Origin of the sequence: Janthinobacterium sp. GMG2 (assembly GCF_033949445.1) — a bacterium.
GTDB classification, from domain to species: Bacteria; Pseudomonadota; Gammaproteobacteria; order Burkholderiales; family Burkholderiaceae_D; genus Janthinobacterium; species Janthinobacterium aestuarii.
In genome coordinates this window covers 908,497-926,789 of sequence record NZ_JAXAWA010000001.1, presented here as the reverse complement: position 1 = coordinate 926,789, position 18,293 = coordinate 908,497, and the positions used below count along the sequence as shown (strand labels likewise).

At 64.8% G+C, this 18,293-nt stretch carries 14 protein-coding genes and 2 tRNA genes; 10 read left to right on the top strand and 6 right to left on the bottom strand.

The window, feature by feature from the left end; all coding sequences use genetic code 11:
• The first annotated feature begins 111 nt into the window (after positions 1 to 111).
• Entirely contained in the window at positions 112 to 1,074 is a 963-nt protein-coding gene (locus tag SKZ59_RS04165; RefSeq protein ID WP_319990911.1) for a LysR family transcriptional regulator, read from the top strand.
• Here SKZ59_RS04165 and mug read toward each other — a convergent pair.
• Positions 1,007 to 1,528, bottom strand: coding sequence for a G/U mismatch-specific DNA glycosylase (gene mug, locus SKZ59_RS04160; RefSeq protein WP_319990910.1), 522 nt, complete (start codon positions 1,526 to 1,528; stop codon positions 1,007 to 1,009). The genes SKZ59_RS04165 and mug overlap by 68 nt on opposite strands.
• 151 nt (positions 1,529 to 1,679) lie before the next feature.
• On the opposite strand from mug, the gene SKZ59_RS04155 reads away from it, so the two are divergent.
• Both SKZ59_RS04155 and SKZ59_RS04150 read left to right on the top strand, forming a co-directional pair.
• A complete protein-coding gene (locus tag SKZ59_RS04155) occupies positions 1,680 to 2,156 on the top strand; it encodes a (2Fe-2S)-binding protein (protein WP_034754200.1) in 477 nt (158 codons plus the stop codon).
• A complete protein-coding gene (locus tag SKZ59_RS04150) occupies positions 2,153 to 4,459 on the top strand; it encodes a xanthine dehydrogenase family protein molybdopterin-binding subunit (RefSeq protein ID WP_319990909.1) in 2,307 nt (768 codons plus the stop codon). Before SKZ59_RS04155 ends, SKZ59_RS04150 begins: the two co-directional genes overlap by 4 nt.
• Here the strand turns inward: SKZ59_RS04150 and SKZ59_RS04145 are convergent.
• Positions 4,456 to 5,649 (bottom strand): MFS transporter, encoded by a 1,194-nt coding sequence (locus SKZ59_RS04145; protein WP_319990908.1) that lies wholly within the window; start codon positions 5,647 to 5,649, stop codon positions 4,456 to 4,458. The two genes, SKZ59_RS04150 and SKZ59_RS04145, sit on opposite strands and share 4 nt — an antisense overlap.
• Before the next feature lie 110 nt (positions 5,650 to 5,759).
• Here SKZ59_RS04145 and SKZ59_RS04140 point away from each other — a divergent pair, with 110 nt between their 5' ends.
• Positions 5,760 to 6,548 (top strand): helix-turn-helix transcriptional regulator, encoded by a 789-nt coding sequence (locus SKZ59_RS04140; RefSeq protein ID WP_319990907.1) that lies wholly within the window; start codon positions 5,760 to 5,762, stop codon positions 6,546 to 6,548.
• A gap of 94 nt (positions 6,549 to 6,642) precedes the next feature.
• Here the strand turns inward: SKZ59_RS04140 and SKZ59_RS04135 are convergent.
• A tRNA-Met gene (locus SKZ59_RS04135) sits at positions 6,643 to 6,719 on the bottom strand.
• A 129-nt stretch (positions 6,720 to 6,848) separates the two neighbouring features.
• A tRNA-Met gene (locus SKZ59_RS04130) sits at positions 6,849 to 6,925 on the bottom strand.
• A gap of 185 nt (positions 6,926 to 7,110) precedes the next feature.
• On the opposite strand from SKZ59_RS04130, the gene SKZ59_RS04125 reads away from it, so the two are divergent.
• The 3 genes from SKZ59_RS04125 to SKZ59_RS04115 are packed head-to-tail and all read left to right on the top strand — an operon-like array spanning position 7,111 to position 9,196.
• The gene (locus SKZ59_RS04125) at positions 7,111 to 7,689 is read left to right on the top strand and encodes an NUDIX hydrolase (protein ID WP_034747557.1); all 579 of its coding nucleotides are present in this window, start codon (positions 7,111 to 7,113) and stop codon (positions 7,687 to 7,689) included.
• A gap of 13 nt (positions 7,690 to 7,702) precedes the next feature.
• Positions 7,703 to 8,419, top strand: coding sequence for a leucyl/phenylalanyl-tRNA--protein transferase (aat, locus tag SKZ59_RS04120; protein ID WP_072455458.1), 717 nt, complete (start codon positions 7,703 to 7,705; stop codon positions 8,417 to 8,419).
• A 54-nt stretch (positions 8,420 to 8,473) separates the two neighbouring features.
• Positions 8,474 to 9,196, top strand: a complete 723-nt coding sequence (locus SKZ59_RS04115; RefSeq protein WP_034747551.1) for an arginyltransferase — start codon at positions 8,474 to 8,476, stop codon at positions 9,194 to 9,196.
• Positions 9,197 to 9,318: 122 nt separating this feature from the next.
• Here the strand turns inward: SKZ59_RS04115 and SKZ59_RS04110 are convergent, their stop codons facing one another.
• The gene (locus tag SKZ59_RS04110; protein WP_319990906.1) at positions 9,319 to 12,630 is read right to left on the bottom strand and encodes a PDZ domain-containing protein; all 3,312 of its coding nucleotides are present in this window, start codon (positions 12,628 to 12,630) and stop codon (positions 9,319 to 9,321) included.
• Between the two features lie 203 nt (positions 12,631 to 12,833).
• Between SKZ59_RS04110 and SKZ59_RS04105 the strand changes: the two genes are divergently transcribed.
• The 3 genes from SKZ59_RS04105 to SKZ59_RS04095 all read left to right on the top strand — a co-directional run bounded on the left by SKZ59_RS04105 (position 12,834) and on the right by SKZ59_RS04095 (position 17,646).
• Complete coding sequence (locus SKZ59_RS04105) at positions 12,834 to 13,883, top strand: quinone-dependent dihydroorotate dehydrogenase (protein ID WP_128142159.1); 1,050 nt, start codon at positions 12,834 to 12,836, stop codon at positions 13,881 to 13,883.
• On the top strand, positions 13,883 to 14,929 hold the full coding sequence (locus tag SKZ59_RS04100; RefSeq protein ID WP_072455732.1) for an aldo/keto reductase: 1,047 nt from the start codon (positions 13,883 to 13,885) through the stop codon (positions 14,927 to 14,929). The genes SKZ59_RS04105 and SKZ59_RS04100 overlap by 1 nt, the downstream gene beginning before the upstream one ends.
• A gap of 293 nt (positions 14,930 to 15,222) precedes the next feature.
• Positions 15,223 to 17,646, top strand: a complete 2,424-nt coding sequence (locus SKZ59_RS04095; protein ID WP_319990905.1) for a TonB-dependent receptor — start codon at positions 15,223 to 15,225, stop codon at positions 17,644 to 17,646.
• 84 nt (positions 17,647 to 17,730) lie between these two features.
• On the opposite strand, the gene SKZ59_RS04090 is transcribed toward SKZ59_RS04095, so the two are convergent.
• The gene (locus tag SKZ59_RS04090) at positions 17,731 to 18,183 is read right to left on the bottom strand and encodes an FxDxF family PEP-CTERM protein (RefSeq protein ID WP_034747531.1); all 453 of its coding nucleotides are present in this window, start codon (positions 18,181 to 18,183) and stop codon (positions 17,731 to 17,733) included.
• Between the last annotated feature and the right edge of the window lie 110 nt (positions 18,184 to 18,293).

The following is an 18,293-nucleotide window of genomic DNA, read 5'->3' as shown; positions in this document are numbered from 1 at the left end:
CGACGTGCCGCAGCGAAGGAGACCAGCTTACTTACTTGCACCAACAAAGAGAATCTCATAAGATTGAGAATCATTCTTCCAATATTTGACAGGATCACATGAGAGCAAGCGATGGATAGACTGGAATCCATGACCATCCTGCTGGCCGTGGTGGACGCGGGCAGCCTGTCGGCCGCCGCACGCCATCTCGGCATGCCGCTGGCCAACGTCAGCCGCAAGGTGGCGGCGCTGGAAGCGCACCTCAACACGCGCCTGCTGCACCGCACGACGCGCCAGCTGTCGCTGACGGAGGCGGGCCACTCCTACGTGGCCGCGTGCCGCCGCATCCTCGAAGAGATCGGCGAAGCGGAGCGTATTGCGACGGGCGAATATGCGGTGCCGAAAGGCGAACTGACGATCACGGCGCCCGTCATGTTCGGACGCCTGCACATCGTGCCCGTGGTGGCGGCGTTCCTCGCCCGCTATCCGGACATCGAGATCAAGCTGGTACTGACGGACCGCGTCCTGCACCTGATGGACGAGCAGGTCGACGTGGCCGTGCGCATCGGCGACCTGCCCGACAGCAGCTTCGTGGCGACGCGGGTCGGCACGGTGCGCCGGGTCGTCTGCGCCAGCCCCGGCTACCTGGCCGCGCATGGCACGCCAACTGCGCCGGGCGATCTGGCCGCGCATGCCTGCATCAGTTTCGAGGTGCTGGAATCGCGGCGCGCCTGGGTCTTCGGCACGGGCAAGGCTGCGCAGTCCGTGCCCGTGCACTCGCGCCTGGCCGTCAATACGGTGGACGCGGCGATCGCCGCCGCCACCCTGGATGCGGGCGTGATCCGCGTGCTGTCGTATCAGGTCATGGACGCCCTGCGCGGCGACAGGCTGCGCATCGTGCTCGCGCCGTTCGAAGCGGCGCCCTTGCCCGTCAGCCTGCTGCACAAGGGACAAGCGCCGCTGCCATTGAAATTGCGCGCCTTCCTCGATTTCGTCACACCGCTGTTGCGCGCGGTGGCACTGGACGTCAGCCCAGCGCGCGTTGGAGTTCCGCATACGCGTCGACCAGCCGCTCCTTCGAATAGCCGCGATTGAGCCCACTGGGATTGGGCAAGATCCACACACGCGCGCCGCCGAAGCGCTCTGCCTGTTCGCCCCACTCCAGCTGGCGCTTGCCCGTCATCGCCGCGTAGGCGGCCTTGCCCAGGAAGGCGATCCACTGCGGCCGCATCAATACCAGTTTATGTTGCAGGCCCGCCGCCGCTTGCGCGAATTCGTCCGCCCCCACCTGGTCCGCGCGGCTGGTCGGGCGGCCGACGGCCGCCGTCAAGCCCAGTCCGAAATCGAGCACGCTGGCATCGTCCTGCGGCGCCACCAGATGCGGCGTGAAGCCGGACAGGTGCAGCACGGGCCAGAAGCGGTTGCCGCGGCCGAGAAAATGGTGGCCGGCCGCCGCCGCGTCCACGCCGGGGTTGAGACCGCAAAAAACCACCTGCAAGCCGGGAGCGAGGATGTCCGGCAAGCCTTGCGCCGCTGCGATGTATGTCATGGAGAACTCCAATATCAGAAGCCGCAGTATGCCACCGGGCCCCACTCCCTGCAGCGCATGGCGGCTGGTGCTACCATCCCCTACTGATGAGCTAATCCGTATGGCGGATGGCCGTCGCGCTTTCCGTACCAGCCCCCACAGAGGAATACACATGACGACCCTGACCATCAATGGCAAACAGCACGACCTTGCCCTGCCTGAAGACACGCCCCTGCTGTGGGCCCTGCGCGACGAACTGGGCATGACCGGCACCAAGTTCGGCTGCGGCATGGCCCTGTGCGGCGCCTGCACCGTGCACCTCGATGGTGTAGCCATCCGCTCCTGCGTGACGCCGGTGTCGGCCGCCGCCGGCAAGAAGATCACCACCATCGAAGCCGTGGGCGAAGACAAGGTCGGCCTGGCCTTGCAACAAGCGTGGCAGGAGCACGGCGTGCCCCAATGCGGCTACTGCCAGGCCGGGCAGATCATGTCGGCCACGGCCCTGCTGCACAAGACGCCCAAGCCGAACGACCAGCAAATCCGCGAAGCGATGAGCGGCAATATCTGCCGCTGCGGCACCTACACGCGCATCCACGCGGCCATCAAGCAGGCCGCCACCAGCATCAACGCAAAAGGAGCGGCCAAATGAGTATCCATGACACTCCCGCCGTCCATTCGCCTGCGCGGCGCAACTGGCTCAAGGCCGCCGGCGCGATGGCCGGTCTGACTCTGGTGGCAGGCCCTTCCGGCCTCGTGATGGCGGCCGACGCCGTCAAATATGGCGGTGACAAGATGGCCGGCGGCGTGGTCGACGACACCCTGGTCTTCCTGTCGGTGGCCGCCGACGGCATCGTCACCATTGTTGTGCACCGCTCCGAAATGGGCCAGGGCATCCGCACCAGCCTGCCCATGGTGGCGGCCGACGAACTGGGCGCCGACTGGGCGCAGGTGCGCGTGCAGCAGGCGCCCGCCGACGAAGCGCGCTACGGCAGCCAGGATACGGACGGTTCGCGCAGCATGCGCCACTCGTTCCGCGCCATGCGCCACGTGGGCGCCACGGCGCGCCTGATGCTGGAAACGGCGGCCGCCGTGCGCTGGGACGTGCCAGTCACCGAGGTGAAAGTCGTCAACCATGCGGTCGTGCATGCGGCCAGCGGACGTTCGCTGTCGTTCGGCGCCCTGGCCGAAGAAGCGGCCAAATTGCCGGTGCCGCCACGCGCGCGCATCAGCCTGAAAACGGCGGACGAGCTGCGCTACATCGGCCAGACCAGCACGCGCGGCATCGACCTGCGCGACATCGTCACGGGCAATACCCACTTCGGCATCGACACGCGCCTCGATGGCATGGCGTATGCCGTCATCGCCCGCCCTCCCGTCTTCGGCGGCAAGCTGAAAAGCGTGGACAAGACGGCGGCCCTGAAAGTGCCTGGCGTGCTGCGCATCGTCGAACTGGCGGGCAGCCCGCCGCCGGCCATGTTCAATCCGCTGGGCGGCGTGGCCGTCATCGCGCGTAACACCTGGGCCGCCATCAAGGGCCGCGAAGCGCTGGTGCTGGAATGGGAAGATGGCCCGAACGGCGATTACGACTCAAAAGCCTTCCGCAAGACGCTGGAAGCGGCCGTGCGCCAGCCGGCCAGCCCGGCGCGCGACCAGGGCAAGACGGTGGCTACCCTGGCCGCCGCTCCCGCCGCGCGCAAACTGAGCGCCGAATACTATCTGCCCCACCTGGCCCACGCCACCATGGAGCCGCCCGCCGCCACCGTGCGCATCGCCGGCGGCAAGGCCGAAGTGTGGGCCTGCGTGCAGGCGCCGCAAGCGACGCGCAGCAACGTGGCCAAGGCCCTGGGCTTGTCGTACGACGACGTGACCGTCCACGTGACCTTGCTCGGCGGGGGCTTCGGGCGCAAATCGAAACCCGATTTCGCCGTCGAGGCGGCGCTGCTGTCGAAGGCCATGGATGGTGCGCCCGTCAAGCTGACGTGGACGCGCGACGACGACCTGCAGCACGACTATCTGCACACGGTGTCCGTCGAACGGCTGGAAGCGTCGCTGGACGCGAAAGGCATGCCGACGGCCTGGCTGCACCGCACAGCCGCGCCCACCATCACCTCGACCTTTGCCGCCGGCGCGAACAAGCAGGCGCCGTTCGAACTGGGCATGTCGGCCATCAACGTGCCGTTCGCTATTCCAAACGTCCGCGTCGAAGTGCCCGAAGTGCCGGCCCACACGCGCATCGGCTGGTTCCGTTCCGTGTCGAACATCCCGCACGCGTTTGCCATCCAGTCGTTCACGGCCGAACTGGCCCACGCGGCAAAGAAGGACCACCGCGACTACCTGCTGGCGCTCTTGGGTCCCGCGCGCAAGATCAATCCGGCCGACCTGTCCGACGGCTGGAACTATGGCGAAGACCCGGCGAAGTATCCGGTCGATATCGGCCGCATGCGCCACGTGATCGAGCTGGCGACGGCCAAGGCGGGCTGGGGCCGCAAGCTGCCCAAGGGACGGGGGCTGGGCCTGGCCGTGTCCTACAGTTTCGTCACCTATGTGGCGGCCGTGATCGAAGTGGAGATCAATGCGGCCGGCGAAGTCATCGTGCCGAGAGTCGACATCGCCATGGATTGCGGCCCGCAGATCAACCCGGACCGCGTGCGCTCGCAGATCGAGGGCGCCTGCATCATGGGCCTGTCCTTGGCCATGAGCGGCGAGATCAGCTTTAAAAATGGCCGGGTGGAGCAAAGCAATTTCCACGACTACGCGGTGCTGCGCGCCGCCGACGCGCCGCGCGTGATCCACACGCATCTGGTGCCGGGCACCCTGGACATGGAGCTCGGCGGCGTGGGCGAACCGGCCACGCCGCCCATCGCCCCGGCCCTGTGCAACGCCATCTTCGCCGCCACGGGCAAGCGCATCCGCGCCCTGCCCGTGGGCATGCAGCTGGCGAAAAAGGCTTAAGTCCGCCGCGCGGCAGGCCACTGCAGCAGCAACGCCGCAGTGGCGACCAAGGCGGCGCCTGCCGCCAGCAGCCACATCGGCCAGTTGAGCAGGAGCAGCAGGCCGCCCGTGGCGGCGCCGATGGCGCTACCCAGGTACAGCGCCGATTCGTTGAGGGCGATGGCCAGATTGCCGTCGCCCTGCCGCGCACGCACGGTGAGCAGCTGCTGGTTTTGCGGCACTTGCAGGGCCCAGCCAGCCGCGCCCCACAGCGCGATCGGCGCCAGCATCAGCCAGGCCGACCAGCCGGCCGCCAGCGGCAGCGCGCACAAGGCCAGCGCCAGCAGCAGCAAGATGATGCAGGTCAGCTTCGGCGCCGCCACCTTGTCCGCCCATGGTCCGACCAGCACACTGCCCACGATCCCTCCCACGCCCCACGCCCACAGGAAGGGCGTGGCGAACATCGCCATACCGTTCGCGGACCACGCCAGCAGCGGCGCGATAAACGTGTACATGCCCAGGCTGGCGATGGCCGCCAGCAAGGACACGAGCAAGATGGCCAGCACCTGCCCATCGGCCAGCAAGGCCAGCTTGCGGCGCAGAGAAATCGCCGGTGCCGCCGGCAGCGCGGGCAGCTGCCACAGCAAGCCCGCCAGCGCCAGCCCGCCCAAAAGAGTCACCAGCCAGAGGGCTGCGGTCCAGCCCAGCTGCTGCGCCAGCAGCAAGCTCAATGGCACGCCCAGCACCGTACCGCCCGCCATGCCGCCCATGATCACGCCGATGGCCTTGCCCCGCTGCTGCGGCGCCGACACACCCGCCGCCGCCGCGATACCGAGCGCCAGGTAGACGCCGGCACCGATGCCCGCAATGGCGCGCCATGCGAGCAAACCGCTGAAACCGGACGCCAGCGCGCTAGCCCCATTCGCCAGCACGAACACACCCAAGGCGATCAAGAGGCCGGAGCGCTGCGCGCGCGCCGGCAGCAAGGCCACGGCCAAGGGCGAGCCGAGGCCATAGGCCAGGGTGAACGCCGTCACCAGTTGCGCGGCCATCGCCAGGGAAACGGAAAACGCGCAGGCGATCATCGGCATCAGGCCCGCCGTCACATACGACGCCATGCCCAGCGCGAACGCGCCAATGGCGATCAGGTAGACGGTGGCGGGAAGCGCGGTAGTGCCAACTGCGGGGGCGCTGTGGAAAGAGTCAGACATGGGCAAGCCTTCGGAAAGAAAGCAGGCATTCTGGAATACAATATAAACAATTACAATTTAACTGTTTATGCTATTACTGATAGCAACAGGCTCACCGGAAAGACCGTACCATGCGCACTTTAGCCCGCACCCGCCACGAACTGGCCGCCTACCTGCAGGCGAGGCGCGCGCGGCTGTCGCCCGAGGACGTGGGTTTGCCCGGCGGCGGACGGCGCAGGACGCCCGGCCTGCGCCGCGAAGAAGTGGCGGCGCTGGCCGGCGTGGGGCTGACCTGGTACACGTGGCTCGAGCAAGGGCGCGACATCGGCGTCTCGAGCGCCTTTCTCGACAAGCTGGCCGAAGTGCTGAAACTGGACGCGGGCGAACGGCGCCACCTGTTCCTGCTCGCGCATGCGCGTCCGCCAGCAGAAGAAGGCAAGACGTTTTGCGTGGTGCCGCCGCCGGTGCGCCGCCTGATGCACGAGCTGGCGCATCCGGCCTATGTGCTCAACCTGCGCTGGGACGTACTGGCGTTCAATGCGGACGCGGACGCGCTGTTCGGCTTCGCCGCGCATGCCGCCTCGCGCCGCAATCTGCTGTGGCTGCTGTTTACCGACCCGCTGCTGCGCTCACGCTTCACGGCCTGGGAAGAGCAGGCGCCGCTGATGCTGTCGAGCTTTCGCCGCGACTATGCGCGCGCCACGCAGGAAGCCGATATCCACGCGCTGGTGCAGGAACTGGAAAAAGTCTCGCCCGAATTCAAGCTGTGGTGGCGCCGCCACGACGTGCATGCGCCGTGTGCAGGCGTGCGCCAGCTGACAATCGACGGCGAGCAGGTCGCCTATGAACACACCTCGCTGACCATCGATGCGGACCGCCACTTGCGCCTGGTCGTGTATGCGCGCCAGGCGCCGGAGTAAACGGGGCGCACAACGAGGCGCACAACGAGGCGCACAACGAGGCGCACAACGAAAAAACCGCTGGCCCTCTTGCGAGGAACCAGCGGCTTCGAATTGGTTGCGGGGACAGGATTTGAACCTGTGACCTTCGGGTTATGAGCCCGACGAGCTGCCAGACTGCTCCACCCCGCAGGCGAATTATATACCAGTTTGCTGCACTGCGGGGAGCTAATCGCGGCAGGCGGCTGGAAGAGCGGCATGGGCGGCTTGAGAATGAAAAAAGCCGCTGATCTTTTGCAAGTATCAGCGGCTTTCCGGTATTGGTTGCGGGGACAGGATTTGAACCTGTGACCTTCGGGTTATGAGCCCGACGAGCTGCCAGACTGCTCCACCCCGCACAAGAATTATAAGGGCAAACGGGTGGCTTAGGCAATAGCTATCTCAAATTCAACCGTAATAGACCAATCTAATGAATACGCAGGCGGCACGAGCGGCAGCCAATCGTGCCTGCGCTGCTCGCCACGCGGCACGCAATCGGTGTACAGTAAGCGTTACACGAGACATCTCTTATCCTAAGCTGCCCATGAAATTCTGCTCCGAATGCGCCCATCCTGTCAGCCTGTCCATTCCGGAAGGCGACAACCGTCCCCGCTATGTGTGCGCCAACTGCGACGCCATCCATTACCAGAACCCGAAAATGGTGGTCGGCTCGATTCCCGTCTGGGAAGAAGATGGGCAGCTGCAGGTCTTGCTGTGCAAGCGGGCCATCGAGCCGCGCCTCGGTTACTGGACGCTGCCGGCCGGCTTCATGGAAAACGATGAAACGACGTCCGACGCGGCCGAACGCGAAACGGTGGAGGAAGCGGGCGCGAATATCGAACTGGGCCCCCTGTTTTCGCTGCTCAACGTGCAGCGCGTGCACCAGGTGCACCTGTTCTACCTGGCGCGTTTGCGCGACCTCGATTTCGCGCCCGGCATCGAAAGCCTGGACGTGCAGCTGTTTACGGAAGCGCAGATTCCCTGGGATGACCTGGCCTTCCCCACCATCCGCGCCACCCTGGAACTGTTCTTTGCCGACCGCGTGAAAATCCGCGAAGGCGGCAGCTACGGCGTCCATACGGGCGACATCACGCGCCCGATGGCGCGCGCGGACGCAGAGTAAGCCACCACGCCGCATGATTCCCTGGCTCGACATCCACACCCCGTTCCCCGACGTCTCGCACGCCCTGACCGACGAGGCGCCCGGCCTGCTGGCGGCCGGCGCCGACCTGTCGCCCGCGCGCCTGCTCGACGCCTACCGGCGCGGCATCTTCCCCTGGTTTTCCGAAGGCCAGCCCATCCTGTGGTGGAGCACCGATCCGCGCATGGTGCTGATGACGGAAGACTTCAAGGTGTCCGACAGCCTGGCCAAGGCGATCCGCAAGGTCGAGCGCAGCGCCGCCACGGATGGCCGCTGGCAGCTGCGCTTCGACGGCGATTTCGAGGCCGTCATGCGCGCCTGCGCGGCACCGCGCAAGGATGGCCCGGGCACCTGGATTTCGGACGAAATCATCGCCGGCTACACGGGCTTGCACAAGCTGGGCTACGCGCATTCGTCGGAACTGTGGTTTGACGGTGAACTGGTGGGCGGCGCGTATGGCGTGTCGATCGGCCGCATGTTCTATGGCGAATCGATGTTCGCCCGCGTTTCCGATGGCTCGAAGATCGCGCTGGCCCACCTCGTACGGTTTTTGCAGGCGCGCGGCGTGGCCATGATTGACTGTCAGCAAGAAACCAGACACCTGGCCTCGCTGGGCGCGGCGCCCATTTCGCGCGCGCGCTTCCTGGCCCATGTACGGATCGCCATTGAAGCAGCGCAAATCACCGATTGGCATGCTGCGCCCCCGGCGTAAAAAAGCTATGATAGATCAAGGCACACCGCCGCGGACAGACCAGACAGGATCAGCATGACGCACCTGAACGAACTACCGTTTGCCACCCTGCAGTTCTACACGACGGCACCGTACCCGTGCAGCTACCTGGACGACCGCCAGGCCCGCTCGCAGGTAGCCACGCCTTCGCACCTGATCAACAGCGACGTGTATTCGGAACTGGTGCGCAACGGCTTTCGCCGCAGCGGCATTTTTACCTACCGCCCGTATTGCGACGGCTGCCAGGCCTGCATCCCCGTGCGCGTGGTGACGGGCGATTTCACGCCCAACCGCAACCAGCGCCGCGCCTGGAGCCGGCACGCCGGCCTGCAAGCGGGCGTGGCCACCCTGTCCTTCCTCGACGAACACTACGAACTGTATCTGCGCTACCAGAGCACGCGCCACGCGGGCGGCGGCATGGACCAGGACAGCCGCGACCAGTATGCGCAATTCCTGCTGCAAAGCCGGGTCAACACGCGCCTGGTGGAGTTCCGCGATGCCGACGGTATCCTGCGCATGGTCAGCATCATCGACGTGCTGGCCGACGGCCTGTCGTCCGTCTACACGTTCTTCGACCCGGACGTGCCGGGTGCCTCGTACGGCACCTACAACGTACTGTGGCAGATCGCCCAGGCGCGCGAGCTGGGGCTGCCGTATGTGTATCTCGGCTACTGGATCGCGCAGAGCCCGAAGATGGCCTATAAAATCAACTTCAAGCCGCTGGAAGCCAGAATCAAAGGACAGTGGGTGGTGATGTAAAACCAGGCGCATGTCGGTGGGGGCAGTTGGTAGGTCGGATTAGCGCGCAAGCGCGTAATCCGACACCACCGGCGGCGCCAACAATATTGTCGGATTACGCTCCGCTAATCCGACCTACTCTTTCACTTGCTCTTGTCCGGAAACGCCGGACGCTTGGGCAGCACGGGCGGGTTTTTCGCCAGCTCGGCCTGGATCACTTCAATCGCTTTTTCCAGCTGCGGATCGCGGCCGGCGATGACGTCGGCCGGCGTTTGCTCGACTTCGATATCGGGCGGCACGCCTTCGTTTTCCACGCCCCAGCCGTTTTCGCGGGTCCAGAACGCCAGGTTCGGCGCCGTGATGGTGCCGCCATCCATCAGCACGGGGAAGCCGAGGATGCCCACCAGGCCGCCCCACGTGGCCTTGCCGATCAGCGGGCCCAAGTTATTTTTGCGGAACATCCACGGCAGCAGGTCGCCGCCCGAACCGGCCGTCTCGTCGATCAGCATGGCGCGCGGTCCCTGGATCGACGCGGACGGCGTCTTCATGTCGGCGCCGTAGCGCATGGTCCACCAGGCGATTTCCTTCTTCTGCAGGATCTCGATGTAGTAATCGGCCACGCTGCCGCCGCCATTGAAACGCTCGTCGACGATGATGGCCTGCCTGTCCGCCTGCGGGAAGAAATAGCGCTTGAAGTAGGTGTGGCCCAGGCCCGCCGTATTCGGCACGTACACGTACGCCACCTTGCCGCCTGTGGCGGCATTGACCTTGCGCATATTGCCTTCGATCCAGTCGCGGTTGCGCAAGGCGTCCTCGGTGGGCACGGGCACGACAGTGATCGTGCGCGCGCCCTTGCCGTCGGCCGATGGGCCCACGGTCAGGTCGATGGCCTTGCCGGCCGTGTTCTCGAAGGCGCTGTAGATATTCGTCGGCGGCGCCAGCGGGCGGCTGTCGACGGCCAGCAGGTATTCGCCCGCCTTGACGTTCAGGCCCGGCTCCGTCAGCGGCGCGCGCAGGGCCGGATTCCAGTTCAAACCGCCATACACTTTCTTGAAGCGGTAATGGCCATCGCTCACGTCATAGTCGGCGCCCAGCAAGCCCCCCGGCACCTTCTTCGCCTCGATAAAATCGTCGCCGCCACCACCGCGGTGATGGCCCACGGCCAGCTCGCTGCACATCCACTGGATCAGGCGGTTCAGGTCCGCGCGGCTCGACAGCTCGGGCAGGAACACGGCGTACTTGTCGCGCATGGCTTTCCAGTCCACGCCATGCATGCCCGGATCATAGAAATAATCGCGGTTGATGCGCCACACTTCGTTGAAAATCTGCGTCCATTCGGCGCGCGGGTCGGCTTTTACTTCGATGGCGTCGACCTTGATCTTGCCTTCGCCCGGCATCAGCAGCTTGCCCGTGGCGGAACCCATGGCCCAGTTATCCTTCTGGCGGTACAGCAGCTTCTTGCCGTCGGCCGACACTTCGAAATCATCGGCTTCGGCCACCACGGTTTCCGCCTTGCGCTCCTTCAGATCGAAGCGCTGCACGGCCTTCTTGCCATCGCTTTCGCGCAGCAAAAAGATCTGCCCCGCGGCACCGGCGGCGAGGCTGGAAAACTGCGCGGCCGGCAGCGGCAAGTCGACGATGCGCGTGGCGATGCCGTCGAAATCGATGCTGATCGGCGCCACAGGCGCCACGGCCACTTTCGGATCGTCGCGGCCCGTCTTCGGATCGATCTTCGGTTCAGTCTTCGGCTCCGCTTCCGCCTTGGCCGTGTCTTTTTTCGCGTCCGTGCTGGCGGCCTTTTCCTCGTCGCTTTCCTTGATCAGGGGCGACGGCAAGTCGCGCCGCAACACGGCCATCCACACGGTGCGCGTCACCAGGTTGTCTTCATTCTGCTGCGAGAACCAGTTGTTGCTGGGCCCCGCATTCGTCGACGCGAAGAAGTACAGGTATTTGCCGCTCTTGTCGAACACAGGTTCGGCCACGTCGGACAGGCCGTCGGTCACCGGCATCGACTTGTTCTGCTCGACGGAATAGATGTAGGCGCTGCGCGTGTAGGTGGGCGAATTGAGCGTGTAGGCCAGCCAGCGCGAGTCGGGCGCCCATGAGGCGCGCATGCTCTTGTCGACGCCATACATCGGTTCCGTGGCGACCTTCTGCACCTTGCCCGTGCCGACGTCGATCACGTACATGCTCCAGCCATTGTCGGCAAACGCGATCTTTTTGCTGTCGGGCGACCAGACGGCGTTGTCATAGAAGCCGCTGCCATTGAGCTTAAATTTGCGCACGGCGCCCTTGCCATCCTGCGCCCGCACATGCAATTCATATTCGCCCGACTCGTCCGAGAAATATGCGACCGAGCGGCCATCGGGCGACCAGATCGGCGTACGCTCGTGGGCGCCGGCCGTCTGCGTCAGATTGCGCACGTCGCCCTTGTCGGCGGGGATGGTGACGATCTCGCCCCGGTACTCGAAGGCGACCCTCGCGCCCGATGGCGAAATCGACGCGTCGCGGATGTATTTCGCGTTCTTGACCCAGCGGGGGCGTGTCTGCCCCAGATCGCTGGCCACGCCGATGGTCAGCTTGTGCGCCTGGCCGCTGGCGATGTCGAACGCGTGCAGATAGCCGGCCTGCTCGTAGACTATCTTACCGTTCGCGGCCGACGCGTTCAGCACGGGGAAATCCGCATGCCGCGTCAGCTGGCGCACGGCCTTCGTTTTCACGTCATACGCAAAGAGGTTGAATTCGCCGTTGCGGTCGGAGCGGAAGTACACGGTGTCGCCTATCCACATCGGGTCGACGTCGTTCGAGCGCGTCGTCGGCTGGGGGATTTTTTCAATCGATTTATCGGCGGACGAGAACAGCCACAGCCAGGAATTGGTGCCGCCCCGGTAGCGCTTCCACTGCTTGAAGGCGGGCGCCAGCGGGTTGTACGCGATGCGCTTGCCATCGGGCGAATACGTGGCGCGCGACGCGTTCGGGATTTCCAGCTGCGTTTCCACGCCGCCCGCCACCGGTACCGTGAACAGCTTCTGGAAGCGGTTGTTGAAGGCGGCGCGGGGCGAGGTAAACATCACGGACTGGCCATCGGGCGTGAACGACTGCGCCAGGTCCGCGCCCGGATGGAAGGTCAGGCGGCGCGGCACGCCGCCGGCCGCGGCGATCACGTACACGTCGACATTGCCGTCGATATTCGCGCTATACGCGATCAGGCTGCCGTCGGGCGAAAACACGGGATTGGACTTGTCGCCCAGGTCGGACGTCAGGCGCCGCGCGCCGCCGCCATCGAGGTTCGACAGCCACAAATCGCCCGCATAGATGAAGGCGATGTGGCGGCTGGAGACGGCCGGTTCGCTCAGCATGCGGGTGTCTTGCGTATTGGGCAGGGCCAGGGCCGGGTGGCTCAGCAGCAGTGCGCTGGCGGCCGCGATGGCCGTCAAGATGCGTGTCTTTTTCAATCGATGTCTCGCTTATGAAGTCAACAGAACAGAGAAAAAACAGAAAGGTCCGCGGCCCAATGCAAATTATGAATGAATCAATGTTGCTTTAGACCAAAGAGAACTATACACCCGGCAGCCGTGCGGAACACGGTAAAATACGGCACTTATTTCGCGCACCGCCAGCCCTTCCCGGCGGCCCGCACACCTACTCAAAGCGCCCCATGTCTGAAAAATTCCTGTACTCCCTCGCCCGCCCGCTGCTGTTCTCGATGGATGCCGAAGCGGCCCACCATCTGACCCTGCCCGCCCTGAAACGCGCCAGCGCGCTGGGCCTGACGAAGCTGGCCGGCAAACCGGCGGCGGACCCGCGCACGGTGATGGGCATCACCTTCCCCAACCCGGTCGGCCTGGCCGCCGGTCTGGACAAGGATGGCGCCTATATCGACGCGCTGGCCGACCTGGGTTTTGGTTCCATCGAAGTGGGCACCGTCACGCCGCGCGCGCAGGCGGGCAATCCGAAACCGCGCATGTTCCGCCTGCCGCAGGCGCAGGGCATCATCAACCGCATGGGTTTCAATAATGGCGGCGTGGACGCCTTTGTCGCCAACGTGCAGGCGTCGAAGTTCTACCAGAACCGCGCGGGCGTGCTGGGCCTGAACATCGGCAAGAACGCCGACACGCCCATCGAGCGGGCGGCCGACGATTACCTGCTGTGCCTGGAAAAGGTCTATCCGTACGCCAGCTATGTGACGGTGAACATCTCGTCGCCGAACACGAAAAACCTGCGCCAGTTGCAGGGCGCGTCCGAACTCGACGCCCTGCTGTCGCAACTCAAGGAAGCCCAGGCGCGCCTGGCGGACAAGCACAAGCGCTACGTGCCACTAGCCCTGAAAATCGCGCCGGACATGGATGGCGAACAGGTGAAAAGCATCGCCGAGTCGCTCACGCGCCACCAGATCGACGGCGTCATCGCCACCAACACGACCCTGTCGCGCAGCGCCGTCGAAGGCATGCCGCACGGCGCGGAAGCGGGCGGCCTGTCCGGCGCGCCCGTGTTCGAACTGTCGAACAATGTCATCCGTTTGCTGAAAGCGGAACTGGGCGACGCGCTGCCCATCATCGGCGTGGGCGGCATCATGCAAGGCCTGGACGCCGTGGCCAAGTTCGAAGCGGGTGCGCAGCTGGTGCAGCTGTACAGCGGCCTGATCTACGCGGGCCCCGCCCTGATCAAGGATTGCGCCCGCGCGCTGCGCGGCAAGCAGGCGAAATGATCGACAAGGTCAAGCTGGGTTCCAGCAGCCTGGAAGTGAGCACGATCTGCTTGGGCACGATGACCTTCGGCGAGCAGAATAGCGAAGCCGAAGCGCACAGCCAGCTCGATTACGCGCTCGAACGCGGTATCAACTTCATCGACACGGCCGAGATGTATCCGGTGATGGCCAGCGCGCAAACGCAGGGCAGCACCGAGCGCTACATCGGCAGCTGGCTGAAGAAAAGCGGCAAGCGCAGCCAGATCGTGCTGGCCAGCAAGGTGGCCGGGCCGAACTCGCGCATGCACTGGATACGCAATGGCAAGACGGACCACGACGCCGTCAACATCCGCGCCGCCGTCGAGGACAGCCTGCGCCGGCTGCAGACGGAGCACATCGACCTGTACCAGTTGCATTGGCCCAGCCGCAACCTGCCCATCTTCGGCGCCAGCGTGTACAACCCGCGCAAGGAACACGCGTCGGTCGCCATCGAAGACACGCTGGCCGTGCTGGGCAAGCTGGTCGACGAGGGCAAGATCGGCCACATCGGCGTGTCGAACGAATCGTCGTGGGGCGTGTGCGAATACATCAAGCAGGCCGAGCTGAAAGGCTTGCCGCGCATCGCCTCGATCCAGAACCTGTACAACCTGACGGCGCGCCATTTCGAGACGAGCTTGCTCGACGAGACCTGCCACCGGGAAAATGTCAGCTTGCTGGCCTACAGCCCGCTGGCGTTCGGCCAGCTGACGGCGAAATACCTCGACGATTCGCAAGCCAGGGGCCGCCTGACGATTTTCCCGCCCGGCTGGAGTCCCCGCTACGTGCGCCCCGCTACCATAGCGGCAGCCGCCCAGTATGCGGCGCTGGCCCGCGCGCACGGCTTGACGCCGGCGCAGCTGGCGCTGGCCTGGTGCTACTCGCGCTGGTTCGTGGCCTCGACCATCATCGGCGCCACCAGCGTGGCGCAGTTGCAGCAAAATATCGATGCCCATCAAGTCAGCCTGTCGCCGGACCTCGTGGCGGCCGTCGACGCCATCCACGCCAGCCTGCCCAACCCTGGGCAGTAAGCGCGCCCCTCCTGGCGGCGCAGGCCGCCGCCAGGCTCCCCCTCATCGCAGATAGTCGTATTTATACAACAGCTGGCAATTTACTGCTGTGCAGCATTGCGGCCTTGCCTTGCCCGGTCGTATGCTGGAAACGAGGCCATATGCGCTACTCGCGCCATGTTGACGTCTTTCAGATATTTATTGCATATCGATAGACAGAACGATTCGTAAGCACGCCGCGTTCCCACTGTTAATCTGATTGCATCATCGGACCGCCATGGTCCGCGCAACCACCAACCGAAGAGATATCGTCGATGAGTTCAAGCACCGCCCGCTCCCAGCTTCCCGCCCTCCCCGTCAAAACCGTTATCGCCGCCAGCCTGGTCGCCTGCTTCAGCCTGCCGATGCAGGCGCAAGCGCAGCAAGAGCTGCCGGCCGAAGGCGAATTGCAATCGGTGGTGGTCACCGGCACCTTCGCCAAGAACCGCCGCACCATCGATTCCGAATCGCCGATCGACATCCTCACATCGCGCGACCTGCAAAGCACGGGTTCGGGCGAGCTGGCGACCGTGCTGGCGCGCCTGCTGCCATCGCTGAACTTTGCCCGCGCCACGGGCGCCGACGCCAGCGACGCCGTGCGTCCGGCCCAGCTGCGCGGCCTGTCGCCCGACCAGACCCTGGTGCTGGTGAACGGCAAGCGCCGCTACACGTCGGCCGTCGTCAACGTCAACGGTTCGCTGGGCCGCGGCTCGGCGCCCGTCGACCTGAACGCCATCCCGCTGGCCGCCATCGACCACGTGGAAGTGCTGCGCGATGGCGCGGCGGCCCAGTATGGTTCCGATGCGATTGCCGGCGTAATCAACATCATCCTGAAAAAAGGCGCGGCCGGCGGCGACGTCGAGGTGGGCTATGGCCAGACGCAGGAACGCGACGGCAAGCAGAAATCCATCAAGGGCTCGGCCGGCTTCGCGCTCGGCGACGACGGCTGGGTGCGCGTCTCGGCGGAAGTGGCGGAACGCGATCCGACCAACCGCGCCGGCGCCGACTTCCGCAATCCGCTGGAGCCACGCTACGGCAAGGTCAACCAGCGTTATGGCGATCCGGAAAGCAAGCCGGCGACGATTTTCCTCAACAGCGAATACCGCATCAACGACAATATCGACTGGTACGCCTTCGGCAACTATGGCAAGCGAGATACGTCGGCCGCCGCCACCTGGCGCACGGCGCTGATCGCGGACCCGAATAATTCGAAGCAGTTCATCCAGCGCACGCCGCTGTTCCCGGAAGGCTTCTTGCCGCTGCAAAACAGCACCCTGACGGACCAGTCCATCGTCACGGGCTTGCGCGGCGAGGCGGCCGGCTGGCGCTGGGATGCCAGCCTGAACTACGGCAGCAACAAGTTCGAACTGGATCTCGACAACACGGTCAACCAGTCGCTGGGCGCGAACAGCCCCACGCATTTCTATGCCGGCTCGCTGAAAAATGAACAGACCATATTCAACCTCGATGCCGCGCGCGAATTTCCCGTCTCTTACTTTACGGGTCCGCTGACGGTGGCCGTGGGCGCCGAAGCGCGTCATGAAAAGTACAGCATCGGCGCTGGCGACGAAGCGTCGTACACGGGCGGCGGCTCGCAAGGCTTTGCCGGCTTCCGTCCTGCCAACGCGGGCAGCCACTCGCGCCACAACGAGTCGATCTATGTGAACCTGGAAGCGGAAGCGACGAAGAAACTGTCGGGCGGCGTGGCCCTGCGCCATGAGCGCTACAGCGATTTCGGCAGCACCACCTCGGCCAAGGGTTCCGCGCGCTATGCGTTCACGGACGCCTTGTCCCTGCGCGGTACCGTATCGAGCGGCTTCCGCGCGCCATCGCTGGCGCAGCAGTACTACACCATCACCACGACCAACTTCCAGGTCGTCAACGGCATCAACACGCCGATCGAGACGGGTACCTTCGCCGTCAACACGCCGCAGGCACGCGCCCTCGGTGCACAGGATCTGAAACCGGAAAAGGCCCGCAACTACAGCCTGGGCCTGCAGTTCCAGCCTAACCGCAACTTCACGACGACGGTGGATGCCTACCGCATCGACATCGACAACCGCATCCTGTTCTCGGCCAATCTGGTCCTCAACAATGCCTTGAAAAGCGTCCTGGCCGCGCAAGGCACGCCTGTGGGCTCGGGACGCTATTTCACCAACGCCGTCGATACGCGCACGGAAGGCGTCGACATCGTCAGCACCTACCGCATCGACCTGCAGGACAAGGACCGTCTCGACCTCACCGTGGCGTACAACCACAACAAGAGCAAGGTACAGAAAATCGCCGACAATCCGGCCATCCTGACGGCCAACAACCTGAAACTGATCGACCGCCAGAGCATCGACCGCATCACGGTGGCGTCGCCAAAGGACAAGTTCAGCCTGGCCGCCGACTACGGCTTCGGCATCTGGAATGCGCATGGCGTCGTGACGCGCTACGGCAGCTTCACCGTGCCGCAGAACGACGTCAAGCTGGACCAGACGTATGACCCGCAATGGGTGCTGGACGTGTCCGGTTCCGTGAAACTGGGCAAGAACTGGCGCCTCGTGGCCGGCATCGACAACGTGACCAACCGCTACCCGGCGCAAGTGACGAGCGCCGGCAACCTGAACGTCAACGGCACCCAGCCCTACAGCATTTTCGCGCCGAACGGTTTCAACGGCCGCTACTACTACGCCAAGGCTGGCTATAGCTGGTAAATAGCGCTCTGCCATGCAAAAAGCCCGGAACGCATAACGCGTTTCCGGGCTTTTTCACGTCTTGCGCCCGCAGGCGCATCAGGCTCAGGCGCGGCGGCGGCGCGCGGCAAAACCGACCAGGCCCAGGCCCAGCAGCATCATGCCGTAGGTCGCTGGCTCAGGCACTGCCGAGACCGAATTGAACGCGCGGAAATTGCTCAGGCCACGCGGCAGGTTGCCCAGGCTGAAAACCGTATTGGCGGCCAGCGGCGTGTCCCAGTGGAACAACAGTTCGCCACGGCCATAATGCACGGCCAGGTAGTCGAAGCTGGAGTTGACGGTGAACGAACCGGACTTGCTGCTGACCAGGTCGCCTTGGGCGGCCAAGACCAGCGAACCGGTGCCGCTCGATGGCAGACCAAATTTGCTGCTGACCAAGCTCTTGATGGCGGCCGCACTTTGCGCGCCCGACGGGTTGGCGCCGTCATAGACCCAGACCGAGTCCGCTGCCACGCTGCCGTAGGTGACGGTCTTGCTGCCCACAGCGAAGCCGCTCATGGCAGGATCGGTAATTTCCACCCAGCTCGCAGCTTGGGCCAATGGCGCCAGGCAAGCCGAGACAGCAAGGCAGAGACCCAGTACAGCACGTTTAGTCATATTCATAGTTT

Bases quoted from the DNA above. Each gene is read 5' to 3' on its own strand.
- mug (WP_319990910.1), bottom strand. From the start codon at position 1,528: ATGACATACATCGCAGCGGCGCAAGGCTTGCCGGACATCCTCGCTCCC.
- SKZ59_RS04125 (WP_034747557.1), top strand. From the start codon at position 7,111: ATGAAATTCTGCTCCGAATGCGCCCATCCTGTCAGCCTGTCCATTCCG.
- SKZ59_RS04140 (WP_319990907.1), top strand. From the start codon at position 5,760: ATGCGCACTTTAGCCCGCACCCGCCACGAACTGGCCGCCTACCTGCAG.
- aat (WP_072455458.1), top strand. From the start codon at position 7,703: ATGATTCCCTGGCTCGACATCCACACCCCGTTCCCCGACGTCTCGCAC.
- SKZ59_RS04115 (WP_034747551.1), top strand. From the start codon at position 8,474: ATGACGCACCTGAACGAACTACCGTTTGCCACCCTGCAGTTCTACACG.
- SKZ59_RS04165 (WP_319990911.1), top strand. From the start codon at position 112: ATGGATAGACTGGAATCCATGACCATCCTGCTGGCCGTGGTGGACGCG.
- SKZ59_RS04145 (WP_319990908.1), bottom strand. From the start codon at position 5,649: ATGTCTGACTCTTTCCACAGCGCCCCCGCAGTTGGCACTACCGCGCTT.
- SKZ59_RS04150 (WP_319990909.1), top strand. From the start codon at position 2,153: ATGAGTATCCATGACACTCCCGCCGTCCATTCGCCTGCGCGGCGCAAC.
- SKZ59_RS04155 (WP_034754200.1), top strand. From the start codon at position 1,680: ATGACGACCCTGACCATCAATGGCAAACAGCACGACCTTGCCCTGCCT.
- SKZ59_RS04095 (WP_319990905.1), top strand. From the start codon at position 15,223: ATGAGTTCAAGCACCGCCCGCTCCCAGCTTCCCGCCCTCCCCGTCAAA.
- SKZ59_RS04090 (WP_034747531.1), bottom strand. From the start codon at position 18,183: ATGAGCGGCTTCGCTGTGGGCAGCAAGACCGTCACCTACGGCAGCGTG.
- SKZ59_RS04105 (WP_128142159.1), top strand. From the start codon at position 12,834: ATGTCTGAAAAATTCCTGTACTCCCTCGCCCGCCCGCTGCTGTTCTCG.